The sequence below is a fragment of the Proteiniclasticum aestuarii genome, assembly GCF_017368455.1.
In the GTDB taxonomy this organism is placed as follows: domain Bacteria; phylum Bacillota; class Clostridia; order Clostridiales; family Clostridiaceae; genus Proteiniclasticum; species Proteiniclasticum aestuarii.
In genome coordinates, this window is sequence record NZ_JAFNJU010000001.1 from 574,011 (window position 1) to 593,628 (window position 19,618).

The 19,618-nt window shown below is 47.3% G+C and carries 18 protein-coding genes and 1 riboswitch; of the genes, 5 read left to right on the plus strand and 13 right to left on the minus strand.

What is annotated here, in order from left to right; translation table 11 throughout:
- Positions 1–68: 68 nt before the first annotated feature.
- Positions 69–875 carry a pyrroline-5-carboxylate reductase gene (gene proC, locus J3A84_RS02795; protein ID WP_207598463.1) on the minus strand — a complete coding sequence of 269 codons (807 nt, stop codon included), beginning with the start codon at positions 873–875 and terminating at the stop codon, positions 69–71.
- Positions 876–887: 12 nt separating this feature from the next.
- Positions 888–1,364, minus strand: coding sequence for an SsrA-binding protein SmpB (gene smpB, locus J3A84_RS02800; RefSeq protein ID WP_207598464.1), 477 nt, complete (start codon positions 1,362–1,364; stop codon positions 888–890).
- A 234-nt stretch (positions 1,365–1,598) separates the two neighbouring features.
- Between smpB and J3A84_RS02805 the strand changes: the two genes are divergently transcribed.
- Positions 1,599–2,477 (plus strand): DegV family protein, encoded by an 879-nt coding sequence (locus tag J3A84_RS02805; protein ID WP_207598465.1) that lies wholly within the window; start codon positions 1,599–1,601, stop codon positions 2,475–2,477.
- Positions 2,478–2,543: 66 nt separating this feature from the next.
- On the opposite strand, the gene J3A84_RS02810 is transcribed toward J3A84_RS02805, so the two are convergent.
- From J3A84_RS02810 to J3A84_RS02825, 4 genes are all read right to left on the minus strand, one after another.
- Entirely contained in the window at positions 2,544–3,398 is an 855-nt protein-coding gene (locus J3A84_RS02810; RefSeq protein WP_207598466.1) for a GNAT family N-acetyltransferase, read from the minus strand.
- A 120-nt stretch (positions 3,399–3,518) separates the two neighbouring features.
- Positions 3,519–4,316 (minus strand): hypothetical protein, encoded by a 798-nt coding sequence (locus J3A84_RS02815; protein WP_207598467.1) that lies wholly within the window; start codon positions 4,314–4,316, stop codon positions 3,519–3,521.
- The gene (locus J3A84_RS02820) at positions 4,303–4,803 is read right to left on the minus strand and encodes an RNA polymerase sigma factor (protein WP_342590927.1); all 501 of its coding nucleotides are present in this window, start codon (positions 4,801–4,803) and stop codon (positions 4,303–4,305) included. Before J3A84_RS02820 ends, J3A84_RS02815 begins: the two co-directional genes overlap by 14 nt.
- A gap of 145 nt (positions 4,804–4,948) precedes the next feature.
- On the minus strand, positions 4,949–6,457 hold the full coding sequence (locus J3A84_RS02825) for a DUF1846 domain-containing protein (protein ID WP_207598468.1): 1,509 nt from the start codon (positions 6,455–6,457) through the stop codon (positions 4,949–4,951).
- Between the two features lie 512 nt (positions 6,458–6,969).
- Between J3A84_RS02825 and J3A84_RS02830 the strand changes: the two genes are divergently transcribed.
- A complete protein-coding gene (locus J3A84_RS02830; RefSeq protein WP_207598469.1) occupies positions 6,970–8,013 on the plus strand; it encodes a hypothetical protein in 1,044 nt (347 codons plus the stop codon).
- Between the two features lie 81 nt (positions 8,014–8,094).
- A complete protein-coding gene (locus J3A84_RS02835) occupies positions 8,095–8,883 on the plus strand; it encodes a hypothetical protein (protein ID WP_207598470.1) in 789 nt (262 codons plus the stop codon).
- Positions 8,884–8,950: 67 nt separating this feature from the next.
- Here J3A84_RS02835 and J3A84_RS02840 read toward each other — a convergent pair whose 3' ends face one another.
- Together J3A84_RS02840 and J3A84_RS02845 are read right to left on the minus strand one after the other, a co-directional pair.
- Positions 8,951–10,060 (minus strand): MGDG synthase family glycosyltransferase, encoded by a 1,110-nt coding sequence (locus J3A84_RS02840; protein ID WP_207598471.1) that lies wholly within the window; start codon positions 10,058–10,060, stop codon positions 8,951–8,953.
- Positions 10,061–10,157: 97 nt separating this feature from the next.
- Entirely contained in the window at positions 10,158–11,051 is an 894-nt protein-coding gene (locus tag J3A84_RS02845; protein WP_207598472.1) for an AraC family transcriptional regulator, read from the minus strand.
- Positions 11,052–11,143: 92 nt separating this feature from the next.
- On the opposite strand from J3A84_RS02845, the gene J3A84_RS02850 reads away from it, so the two are divergent.
- Positions 11,144–12,478: an MATE family efflux transporter gene (locus J3A84_RS02850; RefSeq protein ID WP_207598473.1), complete on the plus strand. Its 1,335-nt coding sequence runs from the start codon at positions 11,144–11,146 to the stop codon at positions 12,476–12,478.
- A gap of 122 nt (positions 12,479–12,600) precedes the next feature.
- Here the strand turns inward: J3A84_RS02850 and J3A84_RS02855 are convergent, their stop codons facing one another.
- From J3A84_RS02855 to J3A84_RS02875, 5 genes are all read right to left on the minus strand, one after another.
- Positions 12,601–12,891, minus strand: a complete 291-nt coding sequence (locus J3A84_RS02855) for a hypothetical protein (RefSeq protein WP_207598474.1) — start codon at positions 12,889–12,891, stop codon at positions 12,601–12,603.
- A gap of 82 nt (positions 12,892–12,973) precedes the next feature.
- A riboswitch (SAM riboswitch) is annotated at positions 12,974–13,064 on the minus strand.
- Positions 13,065–13,232: 168 nt separating this feature from the next.
- Entirely contained in the window at positions 13,233–13,802 is a 570-nt protein-coding gene (locus J3A84_RS02860) for an NUDIX hydrolase (protein WP_342590928.1), read from the minus strand.
- Between the two features lie 61 nt (positions 13,803–13,863).
- Positions 13,864–14,448, minus strand: coding sequence for a TetR/AcrR family transcriptional regulator (locus J3A84_RS02865; RefSeq protein WP_207598475.1), 585 nt, complete (start codon positions 14,446–14,448; stop codon positions 13,864–13,866).
- Positions 14,449–14,617: 169 nt separating this feature from the next.
- Positions 14,618–17,476, minus strand: coding sequence for a hydrophobe/amphiphile efflux-3 (HAE3) family transporter (locus J3A84_RS02870; protein ID WP_207598476.1), 2,859 nt, complete (start codon positions 17,474–17,476; stop codon positions 14,618–14,620).
- Positions 17,469–18,041 carry a TetR/AcrR family transcriptional regulator gene (locus J3A84_RS02875; RefSeq protein ID WP_207598477.1) on the minus strand — a complete coding sequence of 191 codons (573 nt, stop codon included), beginning with the start codon at positions 18,039–18,041 and terminating at the stop codon, positions 17,469–17,471. Before J3A84_RS02875 ends, J3A84_RS02870 begins: the two co-directional genes overlap by 8 nt.
- Positions 18,042–18,273: 232 nt before the next feature.
- Between J3A84_RS02875 and J3A84_RS02880 the strand changes: the two genes are divergently transcribed.
- A complete protein-coding gene (locus J3A84_RS02880; RefSeq protein WP_207598478.1) occupies positions 18,274–19,251 on the plus strand; it encodes a sensor domain-containing diguanylate cyclase in 978 nt (325 codons plus the stop codon).
- The last annotated feature ends 367 nt before the right edge of the window (positions 19,252–19,618 follow it).

A 19,618-nucleotide genomic window follows, 5' to 3' on the forward strand; every position in this document is an offset into this window, starting at 1 on the left:
CAGGAAAGAGGTCCCTATGCCGCACTGGCATCTGGACCTCTTTCTCATTTCATGATTTCTCTTTTTTTTTACTTGCTCATTTCCCGGGATTTATCGATGCAGGCATCCACTGCTGAAAGAACCGCGTGGCGCAGTCCTTTTTCTTCCAGCACGCTCACCGCTTCAATGGTGGTTCCGCCAGGAGAGGTGACCATATCCTTCAGCATCCCTGGATGAAGGCCTGTTTCAAGGACCATCTTCGCCGCGCCAAGAACCGCCTGGGCAGAGATTTCGTAAGCCACTTTTCTAGGCAGACCATTTTTCACGGCAGCATCGGCCATGGCCTCAATGAACATGTAGACATAGGCTGGTGAGGAACCGCTGATTCCTGTAATCACATCCATATCCTTCTCTTCAATGAGACTGACCTTCCCGATGGTGCTGAGCATGGCGATGACGTTCTCCTTCTCCACCTCATCCAGCTGCGCAGAAGCTGTCATGGCAATGAGCCCTTCCTTCACAGCCACAGGAGTGTTAGGCATGATTTTCACCATCTTCGCTTCTTTTCCAAGGTAGGTTTCCATTTTCTGAAGGGTTACCCCAGCAGCCATGCCGATGAGGATGGTCCCTTCTCTGATTTCATCTTTCACCTGATTCAGCACCGTTTCATATAAATGCGGTTTCACTGCAAGAAAGAGATAATCCGAATGCGCTGCCACTTTTCTGTTGTCACGGGTCACCTCCGTCTGGTAGAGAACTCGTATTTCTTCAAGCGTCTCCTCTCTGGAGGTGGAGACCATGACCTTAGAGGCGGAAACCCACCCGGAATCCAGTATGCCTCTAAGGATGGCTTTCCCCATATTTCCACAGCCGATGAATCCGACAGTTTTGTGCATGGCATTTCCTCCTTAATACTTATTTCTTTCCTTCATAGCTCGTGCCACATCTCTTTTGTGCGCTTTTTCAAGAAGAGAATCACGCTTATCGTAATTCTTTTTCCCCTTGGCCACAGCGATGGCCATCTTCACTCTTCCGTTTTTCAGATACAGGGACAAAGGAATCAGAGTGAACCCCTCTGCTGAACTCAACTGGCTGAGTTTCTCGATTTCCGACTTATGAAGCAGCAGCTTTCTGGCTCGTAAAGGGTCCCTGTTGTAGATGTTTCCCATCTCATAGGGGGATATATGCATGCCCACAATGAACATTTCCCCGTTTCTGATTTCCGCATAGCTTTCCTTCAGATTCACTTTACCCATTCTGATGGACTTCACTTCTGTGCCGATCAGTTCTATTCCGGCTTCATAGACTTCTTCGATGAAGAAATCGTGCCGGGCTTTCCGGTTTTCGGCCAGTGTCCTGTTTTTCTTTTCTTTCTTATTATCCATAACTTCACCTCGTTCTCTGTACTTATTCTATCACAGCCGTACCCCCTTTTCACTTACTTTCATTCTGGTACACCTCTTAGCCTGTTCAAGGAAGACTACCGTGCATTTGATAAGATTAGCTTCATGAAAATTTAAGTTAATTTTTTGGTTGATGCACTATGATGAAGTGGTACTATTTATATTTTTATAACGGACTTATTTCATTTATTCAACTCGGAAAACAAAGGAGTGTTTATGAGCAATTATAAGATTATTACAGACTCCACCTGCGATCTGCCGCCGAAGATCATCAAAGAACTGGGCATCCATGTGATTCCAATGGAATACACATTGGATGGCATCAATCACTTCCAGGATGTGTATGATCATGGCGAAAAAACCAGAGCCTTCTACAGTCATCTGAAAGAGGGAAAGAAGCCCACTACCTCCATGATCAACATCGAGCGCTACATGGACATCTTTTCAAGCTATCTGGATCAGGAAAGAGATGTGCTTCATATCTCCTTCTCCTCAGCACTCAGCGGTAGCCACAATGCCAGCAGACTGGCCATACTGGAGCTGAAAGAGCGCTATCCGGAGAGAATCATACTTACCGTGGATTCCAGAGCGGCTTCCATCGGACAGGGGCTAATGGTCTATCATGCTGTGAAGATGCAGGAAAAGGGTATGGATCTGACAGAGCTTGCGGACTGGATTGAAAAAAACACTGGCAGCATACGCCACTGGTTCACCGTGGAGGATCTCCAGCATCTCAAAAGGGGCGGAAGAATCGGAGCCATTCAGGCCCATGTGGGTACTGCACTGAGCATCAAGCCCATTCTCACTGTGGATGCTGAAGGTAAGCTGTTAAATGCCGGTAAGGTCATGGGGAGAAAAAAATCTCTCGTGGAGCTTCTGAACCGGATGAAGGAGGAATCGGTGGATTCCGAGAACCAGGTGATCATCATCGGACATGGAGACTCCAGGGAAGATGCTGAGCTTCTTGAGAAGAAAATCAGACAGACCCTTCCTGTGAAAGATGTGATTCTCACCTACATCGGTCCCATCATCGGAAGTCATACGGGCCCTGGTATGGTTGGTCTCACATTTATGGGAGAAAAGAAGGAAAACTAGAAAAACTGTTCCAATGACTGAGAAGTCAGAGGAACAGTTTTTTCACTTTCTTAATAAGAATCGGTTCTACAGAAGCCTCACCATCTCATACTGTGAAAGCTTCTCTTCTCTGAACCCCAATCTGTGCACAAAGCCCCATAGCCCCATATGATTGGAAAAGCTCATCTGAATCTTCTCCCCCAGAGTCTTACGAGCGATCTCCTGAAGAAGGGATGCGCCTATGCCCTGAAGCCTTTCCTCCTTGTGAACCCAGATGAAACAGATCTTCCCGGATGTCCTGTAGGCACAGGCACCGATGATCCTTTCTTTCCGGTACACCCCCAGATAATGGATGTCCTCTGTGATTTTCATCGCTTGAAAATCCGTCTGCCAGTTGAGATGAACTTCTCCCACCTGCTCTTTCACTGAAAAGAACTCCTCTATGCTCATTCCCCTCATGGTCAGCTCCTCAGAAAGACGCGCTTTCTCTTCCAGCAGCACTCGACGATCCACTGCATAGTATCTCAAGTCATAGATTCTGCTGTAGCCTTTCTTTTCGTAGAAAGAGATTGCTCGATCGTTCCCCTTGATCACTTCAAGAAACATCTGCCTGCACCCTATCTCTTCTGCGCTTCTTTCATGAAGAGAGAAGAGCGCATCACTGACGCCTTTTCCTCGATAGGCTGGAGCGATGCAAAGGGTTCCGCAGCGCATGGTTTTGACGCCGTTAAAATCCTTCACTCCACCCAGAACAAGTCCCACAGGATTTTCTCCATCCAGCGCCACATAGGAAGCGGAAAGTTCATTCCCCTCCGATCCGAAAAAGCGCTCAAAGAATTCCTCTTGAGTCATATGGAAACGGATCCTGTAATCCGAAAATCCCTTCTGAAATGCCGTATAGATTTTCTCTCTGCCGACCTCCTGTGCATTGACATATCTCATTTTATGACCTCCAACTTCATTCTATTTTCTTACCATGATCCACTTCAATCCTTTTGCTGCACGCTGCAGTGAAGACGCTCTCTTTTCACTGAGCATCTTCACATCCCTCTCTCGAATAAGCTATTTCACTTTTTCCATGATGTATGCTTCCACCTCTTCCAGGGTCTTTGCATCACGAATGGCCGGGAAAGTACCTCTTTCAAAGAGAAGCCCTTCTTCTGTATCCATGAAGGCAAATCGCACGGTGTCAATGATGGCATATTCGGCGAAGTCTGTCATCTTCAGCGCTTTCCCGTTTTCTTCCCATACTTCCTCGGTGCTGTAGATGATGGGCATGAAGATGCCCCGTTCTCCAGGCTTCATGGCTCTTGTGATGTTGAAGTCCGCACCCATGACATTCCCGGTGTCCACGGGTCCAGGCAGCATGGCTGATATGGTTTCTCCAGGTGTGAGGTCTCCATCATAGACTTTTTCCACCTCTATGGTGACAAGGGCTCTGTAATGTTTGATGCCGGCAAAATCCATGCTGATGTTCTTCGTCTCTTTCACCGTGCCCATGAAGGCTACCGTGTCAAACATGGAAAAGACTTCTTCCTCATTGAAGATCATGGTCGCTGACTGGGATCCGCTGTCAGGCGCTGGAACCTCCTCCACGGCAGTGATGGTTACTCCATCCTTGGCATAGAGTACATCTCCGCCCCTCTTGCCATTGAGTTGTGATAGTCCGATGGTCAGAATGAGGGCCGCCGCTGCGACTCCTGTCGCCATAAAGATCGTTCTGTTTCTCTTGCTCATTTCTTTCACCTTTCCTTTTTCTTTTTCGCTGTTATGACTTAAGATATTTTCGAGCATTCTTTTTCGGGTCTCTTCATCAGGAGTGATCTGACTCATGACTTCATCATATTTACTGTTTTTCAAAGATATCCTCTCCTAACATTACTTTTAGTCGATCTCTTCCACGCTGAAGATAATTTCGCACCGTGGAAGAGGGTTTCTCCATGAGCTTTGCGATTTCTGCGCTGTCATACCCTTCATAATAGTAGAGATAGAGTGTCACCCTGTATTTTTCCGGCAGTTTCATCACCATTTCCAGCAGATTCTGATCCGCCTCCTCCTCCATGGAGAGGTGATGCATCTCCTCTTCCAGATTTCCGTTTTTCTGCCACCAGCTTTTCAGATGATTCCTGCAGAGATTTCTTGCGGTGACAATGAGCCATGCTTTTTCATGCTCTTCATTTTCAAACTCCACCGGCCGGTCCAGTAATCTGATGAATGTATTCTGCACCATATCTTCCGTATCCATGCTGTTCTTCAGGTAGGAAAAACAGATGCGATACACCATGTCAACATGTCTTTCGTATAGTTCTATCATTTTATGTTCTTCTCGAAGCTTCGTATTCTGCACTGTAGGAACCTCCCTTCACTATGAATACAATTCTACAGGTCCATGTGTCCCAGAAAAAGAAGAAAAGGAAACAAAAATTATATTTTCAAAGAAAAACGGCTGCATCTGCAGCCGTTTCCCTTGATTTATTCTGATCTCGTTCTGATTACATATAGTAGAGGTTATCCGATGGATAGACCGGATCGCAGGTCACATCGATGCCCAGTTTCTTCAGAATCTGTTCATCATCCTTACTCAGCATCACGGTGGAGTGGGCCTGCACATCCTTCAGCTCCGTCAGCTTATCCACTGCCAGCTGGGCTGTGGGATTCGTCACTGCGCCGATGGTCAGGGCGATGAGCACTTCATTGGCATTAAGCCTTGTGATCTTGCTGTGAAGCTTGTCTTTCTTCAGACTCTTCATGGTCTCGATGATCACCGGAGACAGAAGATAGATCTCATCTCCGATGTTGGCCAGATACTTGATGGCATTAAGGATCGCTGCAGAGCAGGAATCCATAAGGTTAGAGCTTCTTCCGGTGATGACCTTTCCGTCATTGAGTTCAAAAGCCATGACGGCTGGAACTTCCTTGTTCTCATTTCTTCCTCGAAGCTTCTCCGCATACTCCCTGGCAGGGATCACAGGAACTCTGTCTTCCTTTTTCAGCTCCAGCTCTTCCATGATGAGCTTCATCCGATTGAGGATTTCTTCCTCAATGAGCCCTTTCTTGTAGTCGCATTCGGTGATGAAATTTCGCCTGATGATCTCCTGCCTGGAGGCCTCCCGTACCACTTCATCGTCCGTGATGCCAAAGCCCACTCTGTTGACGCCCATATCCGTAGGCGACTGATACATGGATTCCTTGCCGGTGATCTTTTCAATACTTCTCTTCACCACCGGAAACATTTCCAGGTCTCTGTTGTAGTTCACGGCCACCACATTGTAATGCTCAAAATGGAAATAATCCATCATGTTGACATCCTTAAGATCCACCGTGGCCGCTTCATAGGCCACATTCAACGGATGCTTCAGGGGCATGTTCCAGACCGGAAAAGTCTCGAATTTGGAGTAGCCTGCATGGTTGCCCAGCTTGTACTCATGATAGAGCTGATTGAGACATGTGGCCAGCTTTCCACTGTTAGGCCCTGGCGCTGTCACCACCACGATGGGTTTTGTGGTTTCTATGTAGGGGTTCAGACCATAGCCTTCCTCACTGACGATTTTCTCCACATCAGAAGGGTAGCCCGGAATCGCAACGTGGGTATAGACCTTGATGTTTCTTCTTTCCAGCTTCGAAATAAACACCTTGGTGGAGGGCTGACCGCTGTATCTTGTGATGACTACGCTGTTCACTTGAAGTCCGTAGCCTCGGAGCTCGTCAATCTGTCTGAACACATCCATATCATAGGTGATGCCGTAGTCTCCACGGATCTTGTTGCGCTCGATATCGCCCGCATAGACGGCGATGATGATTTCAGCCTGGTCTTTCAGCTTCTGAAGAAGCTTGATCTTCGCATCTTCGTCAAATCCCGGAAGGACCCTCTTGGCATGCTTGTCCCCTATGAGTTTGCCTCCGAACTCAAGATAAAGCTTATCATAATCGTTCACGCGCTCCAGGATAAACTTGGACTGCTCTTCAATATATTTCTTTGGATCGAATCCTGTCTTTTTCATGGCTCTGCCCCCTGGTTTTCATTTGAATCATCCTGATGAACAGCTCTTCTGTTCTTCTTTCTCTGCACTCTCTTTCACCTGAGATGAACTCAGACTGTAAAGAAAAATATTCCATTAGTTACTATACCATGACAGATGCAAATTGTTAAGGCGAAAGAAGTGAAGTTCATCGAAAAATCAATGATCAGCACTATCAGATCCCAGAGCAATCCATGGATTCTATCCGTGGATTAGTGATTGACATAACACTGCAGATAGTATACTATTATGAAAATATATTAAAAGAGGTGCAGTGATGATTCTATAATCCAGAGTAACTGATGGTCAGATGGCAGCCGGCAGAAGCAGGCTTTTCTTTGTCTTCAGAAATTTTGGATGGGAAGGTCCGGTGATCCGGTCCCTGCACCGCTGCATATTCTCCTTTTCATGAGAATATCCATACGTGTATGCCACTCCATTTTCTGTGATGCAAGAGAAATCGCCGGACATGGTGTTTTTTTATGGAGGTAATTATGAATTTAGAAAAAATTGCAGAACTGTTTATCGGGAAAATCAGAAAGGATTATGCTGACGATGTGGCCCTTGTTGTGGTCATGGGTTCCTACATCTATGGCGCCACCCATGACAGATCCGATCTGGATCTGTATTTCGTGCCCAAGACGCAGAAGGGTTATCAGCTGGGATTCACCTTTATTCTGGAAGAGATCGGGTTCGATCTGTGGCCCATCTCCTGGCAGCGGCTGGAAAGCATCGCCAGACATGAAGAGCGGATCACTTCCATTGTGACTGAAGGAAAAGTGATATACCACGCTGCCCAGGAAGACCTGGACCGTTTTTTAAAGCTGAAATCCATCGCTCTGGATGTAAGCAGCAAATCCGATTTCGCAAAAAAAGCAAACAATGTTTTCCAGGAAAGCTACAGGCTCATCTATAGAATCCAGGAAGCGGAAACACTCAGTGAACTCAGGCAATACGGAATCCGTTTTGTCAATCATCTTGGATATGCCCTTTCTCTTCTGAACTGTAATACAGTGAAAAGAGGACGAGGGAAACTGAAGAAGGAGCTCCTGGATAACGTTCTGATTCCCGATGATTTTGAAGCCTGTTATGATACGCTGTTTCTTTCAGATGACATGGATACCATGAAAAAAGACCTTTCCTGTCTGCTGAAAAACACCGAAAAACTCATTCATGCGGAACTTGACCGGTATCAGGAGAAAGGCTCTGCAAAAAATGTCTTGTCCGGCTTTTACGAAGAGCTCATCTCAAGCTACAACAAGATCTATCACGCTGCTGAAGTCAACGACCCCAATACTGCCCTCTTTGCAGCCTGTGAGCTCCAGCATGAAATCATGGATGTCTTCCAGTACATGGATCTTGAAAAGCCGGACTTCCCGGATCTGGCCAAGGCCTATGATCCGGATGATCTGCATGCACTGGTGATCTCTGCAGAAAAGCATAAAAGGGCCTTTGAGGACTTTCTCAAAGCCCAGCATGTCCCGGTCAGAAAGTTTACGGATCTATCGGAATACGAGAATCATCTGTCATCCCTGTAACTTTTGAATCCACCTGGAATTTGGTGGTACAATCATCCTAGGAACCTTTATTCATCGTGATGGAAAAGGAGGGAGCTTGAAATGAGAAGAAAATGGACTTTCGTGACAGGGGCACTCCTGCTTCTCTGCGCCTTTATTTTCATCAAGGCCCCTGGCTTCGCAAAGGCTAGAGCACTTCTGGTGGTTTCACTCTATGACCGTTATCAGGAAGAGCAGAGCGTGGCAGAAAAGCTGAGCATAAGCATCCAGATGCCACTGGAGAATATGGAGGTTTTCCCCATCCTTGTGACCTACAACGATGAGAATCTGTCGCGGTTTCTTGGAAAACAGCTCCACTTCACTGTGGACTATACCTTTGGAGACTTTCTGGAAGAAGAGGGGCATAGCCGGATCTATGATTCCTATGATCCCCTCTATAATGCCTACCTGGGTTATTACAGCATCACAGGCTTCGGGAAAAGAATTTCCGAGGAAGAACTGATGCTGCTCTCTGAGTATGATATGCAGTATCTGGCGCTTCCGGCAGTAGGACTCTCTCCCTATGAAAGTACTTTCAGGATAGAATCCCATGAAAAGATGCCTGAGAATCTGATGCTTTCTTCTTACCCTTTCACCGTTTATGAAAGCACCCTGACGACCAATGGTCCGGAGCATCGGGGAGAGTCCTTTGCCCCAGGAGACCTTCTCTTCGGCAAGTCGCCTCCTGCTTCTGTAAGCTATCCCCTTCATGAGATGAAAGGAAGAGTCTATCTTCATTACTATGAAGATCAGGATCTCAACCTGATCTTCTATGCATTGGGAAAATCATCTGCCCTGCTGGAGGATTTTGAAGAGAGCATCCTGAAAAAAACAGTAATCAGTTTTCCATGAACTTTATGTGGAAAGAACTGGAGAAGAAAGTGCAGCAAGCACTTTCTTCTCCAGTTCTTCTATATTATCATATGTTCTGCAGCAGCTCATCCAGAACCTCGAACAGGTCTTTTGCCGCATCCGGTTTCGCATAATACGCCTGAAGTTCCCTCATATGCTTGAGTCTCACCTGATCCTGTATCAGATCCTCAATGAGAATATGAAGCTCCTCATCCTGGTCCAGCCTCACCCCGATGCCATGATTCAGAAGATAGGTTGCGTTCTCTTCCTCCTGGCCCGGGATAGGCCTGGTGATCACCAGTGGAAGGTTCTTGATGAGTGCTTCCGTCACCGTAAGTCCGCCCGGTTTTGTGACCAGGATGTCCGCTGCATCCATGTAGAGGGAGATTTTATCTGTATACCCTAAAATCATCAGATCCTGGCAAGCTTCTTCCACCAGCTTATCCAGCTCCTTCTTGAGCTTTCTGTTGCTGCCTGCTATGACGATGATCTGCAGCTCCAGCTTCGATTTCATCAGGGAATGGACAAGCTTTGTGAGATTCCCTGCGCCAAAGCTGCCACCCATGACAAGAATCGTCTTCTTGTCCTTGATGTCCAGCATGTATCTGGCCTTATATTTGTCCAGCTTCACCTGCAGGTCATGGCTGGTGGGGATGCCGGTGTCTCGTATTCTCTGTTCGGGAATCTCATCCTCCATGAGTTTCAGTTTCATGAAGTTACTGGACACAATGAACATGTCCACATCCTGATGAATCCAGCTGGCATGGTAGTCATAATCCGTCACCACAACACAGACCTTATAATCGAACCCGTATTTCTCCCGAACACGAATAATGCTGGTGACAGAGACGGGATGCACACACAGAATCACGTCCGGTTTCTCTTCCATGACCAGCTCTTTCAGTTTTGTATGAAAGGGCAGCATGTTTCTGGAGATCTTCCCGTCTGTGGAGTTGTTCAGGTCATACTGCCAGCCGTAAAACTCCGGAAAATTCTTCACATTGATTTCATAGGTTTTCTCCGCCAGCTTTGATAGAATCGGACCGATGTATTCCAGAACATCGATGACTGAAACCTCATATTCTTCTCTGAATTCTTCGGCATATTTTCTGATGGCATTGGAAGTGGCATTATGCCCTCCTCCTATGGAGGCACTGAGAATCACTATTTTTTTCATACTTACCATCCTTTTTTCAATATCTTCCAGGCATTCATCCATGCTGCCATGGTAGCACCCTTATCTTAAATCAGTTCCGTATTCTATAAAGTTTTTTTCAGGTTTTGTTCCAACCTGCATGCAGCTGATACTGCTTCGGAGTGATGTCATACTGCTTTCTGAATGCCCGTATGAAATAGGAATAGTTCTCGAATCCGCACATACCAGAAATTTCAAGACCTGAATGTTCTCCCCTCTCCAGAAACCTTTTCGCCTGTTCCAGACGGAGCAGATTCCTGTAGGAAACGAAACTGGAGCCCGTGTAGTTCCTGAAGAACTTGGTGAAATAGGAGATGCTGTATCCGCAGAAATCTGCTGCTTCCTTCAGCGTGATCTCCTCTGTGAGCGTTTCATGAAGCCAAGAGGTGAGCGCCTTCATTTTTCTGATCTGATGAAGGCTCACAGGTTTGCTGTCACTCTCCTTGAGATGACCCCTCAGGTGATAGAAGAGCTCCAGCAGGGCACTCTTCACAAGAAACACCAGGCTTTCCTCCTTCTCTCTTTCCCGGAAGCGCATGAATCTTTCTACAATTAACATCATTTCCTTCCTGGAAGGCGTATCGAGAGAGATCCTTGTGGTGAAGATCTTTTCTCCCCTAAGGAGTGGTGCCAGATAACGGACACTGAGCACATCCTTCTCCTCTTTTGCCATGATCATCGCAGGATGGAAAATCACATTGTAATACACCGCAGCATGGTCCTCCTCCTGATCGATGGCATGAATCATGCCTGGAGAGATGAGGATGAGATCCTGCGCTCGTGCAGTGAACTTTTCTCCATCGATGGTGATCCTGCATCTTCCCGACTCCACATAGATGATCTCCATCTCCTCATGCCAGTGCATCGGATAGGAGGAGAGTTTCTCCGGAATCTTTGAAAGATACACCGCAAAGGGCAGGGAGTCGGTGCCATGTTTTTTTGTTTCATAATAATCCAGTCCAATATGATTCATTTGTATCACTTTTTACCTCAATTCTGCAAGATTTCATCCCTATCAGGATTGTATAATATTCATTATATCAGAAAAAGGAAGTAGAATTCATCATGAGTGATCGTAAAAAACTGCTGAAACTCAGCTATCCCATCTATTTCGAAAGCCTGCTCTTTTCCATCATCGGGAGCATGGATACCCTGATGCTGTCAAAATACAGCGATGTGGCCGTGGGCGCCGTAGGCGTCGTGAACCAGTTCCTCTTTCTCATCCAGATTGCGGGAAACATCATCATAGCAGGGACCGGTATTCTTCTGGCCCAGTATATCGGAGCCGGAAAATCCAGAGGAGAGATCCAGAGACTCACCCTTTCAGCTCTTTTCATCAATCTCATCCTGGGCATTCTCTTCAGCAGTCTCATCGTGGTGCTCCATCCCACCATTTTATCCTTCCTGAACAATGATGGACAGATGCTCGCCTTCGCGAAAGACTATATGGTGATCATCGGAAGTTTCCTTTTCCTGCAGCTTATCTCCATCACCTTTTCCATGTTTCTTCGGGCTCATGGAAAGACCAGGACCACCTTCAAGGTCTCCTTTCTCATGAATCTCATCAATGTGCTTCTGAACTATGTGCTCATCTACGGAAAACTGGGACTGCCTTCCATGGGGGTTGCCGGTGCCGCCTGGGCCACAGTGATCAGTAAGGGCATCGGTCTTGTGATTCTGGGGTTCATCGTCTACAGGATGGCCTTTCAGGGTTTTCCTGTGCACTACAGTAGACAGGATTTCAGAGCGGTGCTCCCAAAAATCGTCCATTATGGTGCGCCTGCGGCGGGAGAACAGATTTCCTATACCCTGGCGAAATTCATCATGATGATCTTCATCACAAAACTGGGAGAAGATGCCATCACCGCCTATTCCTACAGCAATACCCTGGTCAGTTTCGTCTATGTGTTCGCCGTATCCCTGGGCCAGGGCACTTCCATCATGGTGGGATGGCACATGGGCGCGAAGGAGAAGGAAAAGGCCAATGGGCTCACCCTCTACTCCGCCAGAGTATCCTTCCTCGTGAGCATGACTTTCTGCACGGTGCTTGTGCTTTTCAGAGTGCCTCTTCTCGGCATTCTCACAGACAACAAAGACATCATCGCGCTGGCCGGTACGGTGCTTCTCTACAACTTCATTGTGGAGGCAGGCAGAAGCCAGAATCTCATCTTCGTCAATGCCCTAAGAGCATCAGGAGATGTGCGCTTTCCCTTCTACATGTCTGTGGTCTCCATGTGGAGCATAGGCGTCTTACTCTCCTACGTCTTCACCTTTACGCTTTCCATGGGACTGCCCGGGATCTGGCTCGCTCTGGGTCTGGATGAGGTCTTTCGGAGCATCTTCATGAGACTTCGCTGGAGAAATAATTTCAGAATGCTCACCGCCATCGTCTCTTCCTGAGAAAGGCCTGCCTCATAGGATGACATCGTCACGGATGCGCATCCCTTGAGACAGGCTTTTTATCATTTTTCCACTGTTCTTTTCTGCTCCGGCTCCTGCCGGCAATTGCCGGGAATAGGTGCCTACTCCTTCCTCACCAGCTCCTTCACCCAGTTCTCAAAGGAATGAACCGCTGTGCATCGGTGCATCTCCACAAACGCATAGTCTTTGATGATCATAGGTACATCATTTCTTGAAATGATGAAGAACGTATCTGCGCCGAAATATCTGTAGGGAGAGTCTTTCCCCCATTCCTTCTCGATGGTCCGCTCCGTCATCCTTCTGGCATAATGCTCCGATGTGGCTCCGAATCGGTACATGGCATCTGCATAGGAAGAGCCCCCATGCACTCGATTTTCTTTGTAATCGTACATTTCAATCCCTCCTTCATTTAATTTCTGTTTCTTCTCAAGTCCAGGCAACAAAAAAAGCCCTTGAAGGAGCTTGCTTAGAATCTCCTCATTGATATTAGCTTTACCACCTTACAGCATATGCAGGTTGGTGTGTGGTCACTGAGCTAATTCTCTACCATCACTCTTAATAAGAAACTTTATTGAATTGTACATAATTAGCATATCATATATTCATAGAGCTGTATACAGTATTTCTTCAGAGCATCTAAAAGGTCTGCGTTCTTTCTCCTGTCTCCCCGGTTTCACCCAGGACAATAAAAGACTCCAGAGCATGGGTCATCCGCTCTGGAATCTTCCTGATCTTATTTCCCTCTTCCGATGAGCTCATGGTAGATCGGTGTGATCTCCGGCTCTTTTGCCAGGGCATCGATTTCCGAAACGAGTACCCATCTGATGCCGTTGGTCTCTTCCTTATTCTGAAGCAGTTGATCCTCTTCCTTCGCTTCCAAAAGGAAGGCGGCATTCAGGTGCAGGTGGGCAGTGATGGGCTTTCCTCTTTTGTAGTGGGCCTTCACCGTCAGGATGTCGAGTTTGCGGATGAAGCCTTCCTCATTTTCCAGCACCTTGAAGCTTTTAAGACCGGTCTCTTCTTCCGCCTCTTTCAAAGCGACCTTGAGCAGATCATCTTCACCGTCGGTGTGCCCGCCCTGCCAGGTCCAGGTGTCATAGATCTTATGGTGGATCATAAGCATTTTCGTTCTTTCTTTGTTGACGATGACTGAGGATGCCGTCATATGGGCGATGGGATTTTCACGGGTCAAAAGGGTATCCCCGTGCTGCTTTATGAGGGAAAGCATATTCTCCCTCACCTGATGATCCATCTCATCCTTAGGTCTATAGGCTCTGATCAGTTCCCTGTAATGTGTTTTCACTATTCAACCTCACTTTACATGTTCACGCAGTTTCATTTTCTCATCTCGGGGTTTTTCATCTCTACACGCCTTGCCTGATAAGCTTCACGACTTTATCGATGTAGTCCATCCTCTTCTTCTCATCAATGAGAAATGCCGTTCCATTGAGCTCATTGAACTCCAGAGTAGGATAGATGATGGAGGAGAGGAAGATGGTTTTTCTGATACTGTATTCGTCCTCCACATCCTTCAGGTAGCGTTTCATCACCCTATTGAGCTTCTCTTCCATGAGCATGGTCTCTTCCACAATCTTCTGAGACATCTCATCCTGTTCCTTGGTTTCGAAGGCATCCTTGAGCAGTGCGATGACACCTGGAAACCTCATGCTGTATTCCATGGACAACGACGCATATCTTTTCAGCTTCTCCTCATCTTCCAGCGATTCGTCATCCAGGGGGACGACGGTGGATATGAGATTCTCGATGTAGAATTTCTTCACCTGTCTGAGCATGTTCTCTTTCGTGCCGAAGTAATAGTTGATGGCACCGATGTTCACATCTGCTTCCTTCACGATGGTTCTGACAGGGACGTTTACACTGCCATGCTTCCCGATGAGATACAGTGTCCGGTCCAGTAATCTCTCTTCCACACTTTTCAGTTCACTCATGCTGCTCACCCCTTCCTTTGATGAATCTATTATACTCCAAAAATCCATTTCTCAAAGGGATCGTCATGAAAATCATCTTTTTTAATCCACAATCTTTCTGACGGAAAGGGCCGCTGAACTTTTACTCATCCACAGTTCAGCAGCCCTTTTCTCATTCACTTTTCTCTTATTATGCAGACATTTCCTCCTTTCCTGAAAGAATCGCTGCAGCCTTCTTTTCCTTTCCTGACAGCAGGAACCTGTCCATCAGATACAGAATGGGGGGAAGCAGCACGAAGGTGGACAGCAGTGCCAGGGAGATATTGACCACGGTCATGAGACCGAAGTCTCTGAGGATCACAAAGTCTGATAGCATCAGCACGGAGAACCCGCCCACAGTGGTGAGACCGGATGCAAGGATGGCGATGCCGATGGAGCCCACTGCGTTTTTCATGGACGCTTCTCTTCCTTCTCCTTTTCTTCTTTCCTCTGTGTATCTCTCCATGAGCATGATGGTCATTTCCGTACCCATGCCCAGGACCAGTGCACCGAGTGTGGCTGTGATGGGTGTATAGCTGATTCCAGCCAGATACATGATACCACTGGAGAGACCAATGATGCTGACCACAGGCAGGATCGGAATCAGTGCCTTCACAGGGTTTCTGTAGATCACAAGCAGCGCCGCGAACACAAGAATCAGCCCCAGACCTGTCATGGCCAGTCTTCCGCTGGTCAGGCCCTTGACCATTTCGATATCCAGAATGCTTTTACCGGTTACGGCGGCATTCAGGTCACTTTCATTCATGGTCTCCTTGAGCGAAGTGACGAACTCTTCCAGCTCGCTGGTTGGAAGATGTCTGATGTTTAAGATCAGTGCACTTTTTGTAGCGTCTTCCGTGATGAACATCCTCGACATGGATACGGGCAGATCGCTGACTGTATCTGCGTAGGCTTGAAAAGAAAGGGTCTCATCTCCGGAAAAGAGCATGACGCTGCCAGCAAGGGACTTCACATCCGTAATGACATCCGGATACTTCGCCTCCAGATAAGCTCCTGTCTCCTTGATGCTTTCCAGGCTGGCCGCCTTGTCCAGGTCCGTTCCCGTAAGATACAGAATCACCTGGTCTGTGGAGCCCACGACATCACGCACCCTATGAAGATCCACCAGTGCGGGCATTTCCTGGGGCATAAAGGATTCCATGTCTGTTTCGATGCCGATGCTCTGATCTCTGGAGAATCCCGCTACGGATAGCAGGAGGAAGAGAATCAGGATGGGGTATTTCAGCTTGAGGATGAAACCCGTCATGCCCCCTAAGACGGACTTCACTTTACTTCCCGCCTCAGCTCCTGTACTTTTCTTCTGCACGCTGGAAGGTTTTCCGATGGTATTTCTGATATGAAGGATGGGCAGCAGGATGAACAGACTGCCCAGGAAGCTGATGAATACGCCCAGGGTCAGCATTTTCCCGAAATCCTGGATCATGGGTACAGGCGAGATATAGAGGGACAGAAAGCCCAGTATGGTTGCCAGGACTGCGATGAACACCGCTTTGCCCACATGCTTCACTGTAGATACCACAGAACCCTCTTCCTCATATCGGTTGTGGAACTGGATGGAATAATCGATGCCAAGGCCGATGAGGATGGGAAATACCGCCATGGAGACCATGGTCACAGGAACACTGATGTGTCCCATGAATCCCAGAGTTGCCATGACTGAAACAAGAATCACCCCAAGACTCAGCATTCTCCACTGTACCTTGAAGACCAGTGCCAGTACCAGCAGCATGATGAGAAGGGCAGAGCCCACCATGATCATCATGTTGACTTTCATCTCTGCCTGAAGGGAGGTGTCCAGTACCGGTTTACCGGAAACGATGTAGGAGAGCGTATCAAAGTTTTCTTTAGAGAGACCCTGATTCAGCTCTTCGATGATCTCCACTTTTCGTGTGTCGGATACGCCTCCATTGAGCTTCACGATCATCATACCGGTGGTCCCTTCTTTGACCACATCGGAGAAGACCGTTCTCAGGTTGCCCTCTTCATAAAGAAGCAGATCCGCTTCTTCCTGAGACCTGGGCAGCGTCGCTTCCATCATATCCGACTTTTCATGAAACATGGCCAGTGCGCCTGAAATCTCCATAAGGTTATCCCCCATGGTGAGGAAGCCTTCTGCCATGGACTTCAGTTCTTCTGGAGAGATACCGCCCTTCAGGCTGTCTTTCATGGCTTCGGTTTCGCTTCCGAGGCGGTCTTTGATACCATCAAGGGCTACCGCCGTTTCCCAGGGTCCCTCTTTGAGCTTTTTCGCTCTGGCAGACATCTCTTTCAGACCGGAAGCACTTTTATCGAGATTTTCGGCCAGCGCTGTGAGCTGCATGCTCATCTGCGGATTCCCCGCAGATGTGTTTCCCAGCTCCTTCAGTTTTCCACTGATGGTGGAAACCCCTTCCGCCGCATTCCATGCACCGTCGGAAAAACCACCTATCCCTGTGGCGATGTTATTCTGCCCATCGATGAGCTTGTCGAAATTGGATGTGGCAGCGTTAAAGCCGTTTAGCTTCTCTTCCATCTCCTTGGGATCAGGCACTTCCTTCAGCAGAAGCGTATTTCCGATTTCGCTGAGTTTTGCACCCATCTCAGACAGTCCGTCGCTTAGCTTAAGCACATTTTCTTCCATGACCTCCGACTGACGGATGGTCATCTGGTGCAGCAGTGTGGCGGGACTCATGATGGAATAGATGTCCGCATCATAAGCCATTCTTTTTTCCACACTCCACATTTTCGCGAGATTCTCCACGGATAAGAGCTCCTCTTCAGAAGAAGCTTCAAAGACCACAAGGATGGAATCTCCTCCGAAGGTGTCCTCCATTTCCTCATGCTGCTTGTAGACTTCCGTTTCAGCATCCACCAGGGTGTCGTTTCCCGTGGCCATATAGATGTTCCTGGCGCCCATGAGCATAACCACCACCAGAAACAGTGCTGTTAAGAGCACCTTGAAGGGATGGTTTTCAATGAGTCTTCCGATTTTCTCGAATAGTCTAGTCATTTTTCTCTCCTTGCATGTTACAAATCATCAGATCTGTGATCTGGTATACATAGTTTCTGATGGACTCCGCATTCTGTTCTGGCATATATAGAAAAGACAGTAAAGAGCCCATGATCATTCTCACGGCCATGGGGCGCATGTCTTCTCTGATGGGGGCCTGTCCGATGCTCTTTTCAATGATTCTTCTGATCTCGCTGGATAAATCCACCCCCATGCCGCTGAGCTCTGGGGATTCATTGAGAATCAGTTTTATGGTTTCATAATTCTCGGATATGAAGGTGATGCGGTCCAGAAGAATCGCCTGTAGCCTTTCTCTGGGTGTCATGCCTGCGGATGTTTCCACCACTTCCTCCAAGGTCTTCACAATGAAGGGTCTTACTCCTTCCAGGTAGATTTCCTGCTTGCTGGTGAAGTACCGGAAGAGTGTCACTTCTGTGATTTCTGCGGAATCAGCGATCTCCGCTGTGGTGGTTCCCTTAAAGCCTTTCTCCTTGAACACATTCATGGCACTTTCTATAATCTGTTTTCTTCGATCTTCTCTGGTCATTCTTGTTCTTGTTCCCATTTTGACCCCTCCTTATGTAAGTAAGCACTTACTTAGTATAACAACCTTCAAACCAGATGACAAGGCTTTTCGAATAAATACTATTTTGATTCACGAAATTAATTACAATGGACGAGATGAACATATGGCATTCAATCTGATTTTGCTCTATCATGAAGATATAAAAAATAACGGTATCAGCAATAAATTTTAAATAAATAACAATAAGATGAAGCATGTGCGGAGGAAGAAAATGGATTTAGCAAACTATTCAAGAGAACAGCTCATTGAACTGATCGAGGAGCTTACGCTTCTCAATGAAACACTTCTGGAAGAGAAAAGAAATGATGACAGACTGGACTTCGCCTGGACAGGCAATCTGGGACACTGGTACTACAACGTCAAAGCCAACAAAGTGGTCTTCAACCCCTTAAAGGTGGAAGCGCTGGGCTATACCATGGAAGAACTGCCAGATGAAGTGCCCTACCAGTTCTTCACGGAAAAACTGCATCCGGAGGACTACGAAAAAACCATGGATGCCATGAAGAAGAACATGATGGGACTCACCCCTGTCTATGAATGCGAATACCGGATCCAGGCCAAGGATGGCTCCTGGAAATGGTTTTATGATCGTGGGCAAGTGACCAGAAGAGATGCAAGCGGGTATCCCCTGTTTGTGGCCGGTATCGTCTTTGACATCACGGAAAGAAAAATGGAAATGGCAGAGCTGGAAATGGAAAACAGAATGCTTGCAGTGGAATCCATGACCGATGCCCTGACGGGCATCAGAAATCGAGGTGCCATCTTGGATGAGCTGGAAAGCCGCATGGAGAAGGCATCCATCTACAAGTCTCCGCTGTCCATCGTCATGTTCGACATCGACCACTTTAAACCCATCAATGATACCAAAGGCCATGTCTTCGGAGATCAGGTACTGAAAGAAGTGGCGAAAATCATCAACAATGAAATCCGAGGTCTGGATACCCTGGGTCGCTATGGCGGAGAGGAGTTTCTGCTTATACTTCCGAATACCTCAAGAAAAAGCGCACTTCAGGTGGCAGAGCGCATACGCAGGAAAGTGGCAGAAGAGGCTTTCTCGAATGATATCCAGGTCACCATCAGTGGTGGCGCAGCAGAGTATAAAGACCAGGAGATGCTTGATTTAATCGACAACGCTGACAAGAACCTCTATGCATCAAAACAGAACGGAAGAAACAGAATCACAGGCTGACGAATCTTCTCCGTTGGAGCAGTTTGCGGTTTCTCATTTCGGAATACATGCTCTGAGTCAGGTCCCTGATGATGTAATAAGCCTGTGCTAGGTGATTCACATCATCCATCTTATGTCTATCTGGTTCTTTGGATCCCTGATCAGAAGACAGCCTCGGAAATCAATGTAGCACTGAAGATTCTCCAGGAGAAACATCAGCCTATCGAGTAGAAAAATCTGAATCTGATCCCTATGAATGAAAATCAAAACCGCCGGCTTAGCCGGCGGTTTCCACTGACCCTATAAGGGTCTTTCACCAGCTGCACCCGTGAGGGTGCATGAAAGCGGCCGCCAACCGCACTACTTACTCAACTGCTGCTAAAGCAGC

Excerpts from the sequence above, each read along its gene's own strand:
- proC (WP_207598463.1), bottom strand. The coding sequence starts at position 875 with ATGCACAAAACTGTCGGATTCATCGGCTGTGGAAATATGGGGAAAGCC.
- smpB (WP_207598464.1), bottom strand. The coding sequence starts at position 1,364 with ATGGATAATAAGAAAGAAAAGAAAAACAGGACACTGGCCGAAAACCGG.
- J3A84_RS02805 (WP_207598465.1), top strand. The coding sequence starts at position 1,599 with ATGAGCAATTATAAGATTATTACAGACTCCACCTGCGATCTGCCGCCG.
- J3A84_RS02810 (WP_207598466.1), bottom strand. The coding sequence starts at position 3,398 with ATGAGATATGTCAATGCACAGGAGGTCGGCAGAGAGAAAATCTATACG.
- J3A84_RS02825 (WP_207598468.1), bottom strand. The coding sequence starts at position 6,457 with ATGAAAAAGACAGGATTCGATCCAAAGAAATATATTGAAGAGCAGTCC.
- J3A84_RS02830 (WP_207598469.1), top strand. The coding sequence starts at position 6,970 with ATGAATTTAGAAAAAATTGCAGAACTGTTTATCGGGAAAATCAGAAAG.
- J3A84_RS02835 (WP_207598470.1), top strand. The coding sequence starts at position 8,095 with ATGAGAAGAAAATGGACTTTCGTGACAGGGGCACTCCTGCTTCTCTGC.
- J3A84_RS02840 (WP_207598471.1), bottom strand. The coding sequence starts at position 10,060 with ATGAAAAAAATAGTGATTCTCAGTGCCTCCATAGGAGGAGGGCATAAT.
- J3A84_RS02845 (WP_207598472.1), bottom strand. The coding sequence starts at position 11,051 with ATGAATCATATTGGACTGGATTATTATGAAACAAAAAAACATGGCACC.
- J3A84_RS02850 (WP_207598473.1), top strand. The coding sequence starts at position 11,144 with ATGAGTGATCGTAAAAAACTGCTGAAACTCAGCTATCCCATCTATTTC.
- J3A84_RS02855 (WP_207598474.1), bottom strand. The coding sequence starts at position 12,891 with ATGTACGATTACAAAGAAAATCGAGTGCATGGGGGCTCTTCCTATGCA.
- J3A84_RS02865 (WP_207598475.1), bottom strand. The coding sequence starts at position 14,448 with ATGAGTGAACTGAAAAGTGTGGAAGAGAGATTACTGGACCGGACACTG.
- J3A84_RS02870 (WP_207598476.1), bottom strand. The coding sequence starts at position 17,476 with ATGACTAGACTATTCGAGAAAATCGGAAGACTCATTGAAAACCATCCC.
- J3A84_RS02875 (WP_207598477.1), bottom strand. The coding sequence starts at position 18,041 with ATGGGAACAAGAACAAGAATGACCAGAGAAGATCGAAGAAAACAGATT.
- J3A84_RS02880 (WP_207598478.1), top strand. The coding sequence starts at position 18,274 with ATGGATTTAGCAAACTATTCAAGAGAACAGCTCATTGAACTGATCGAG.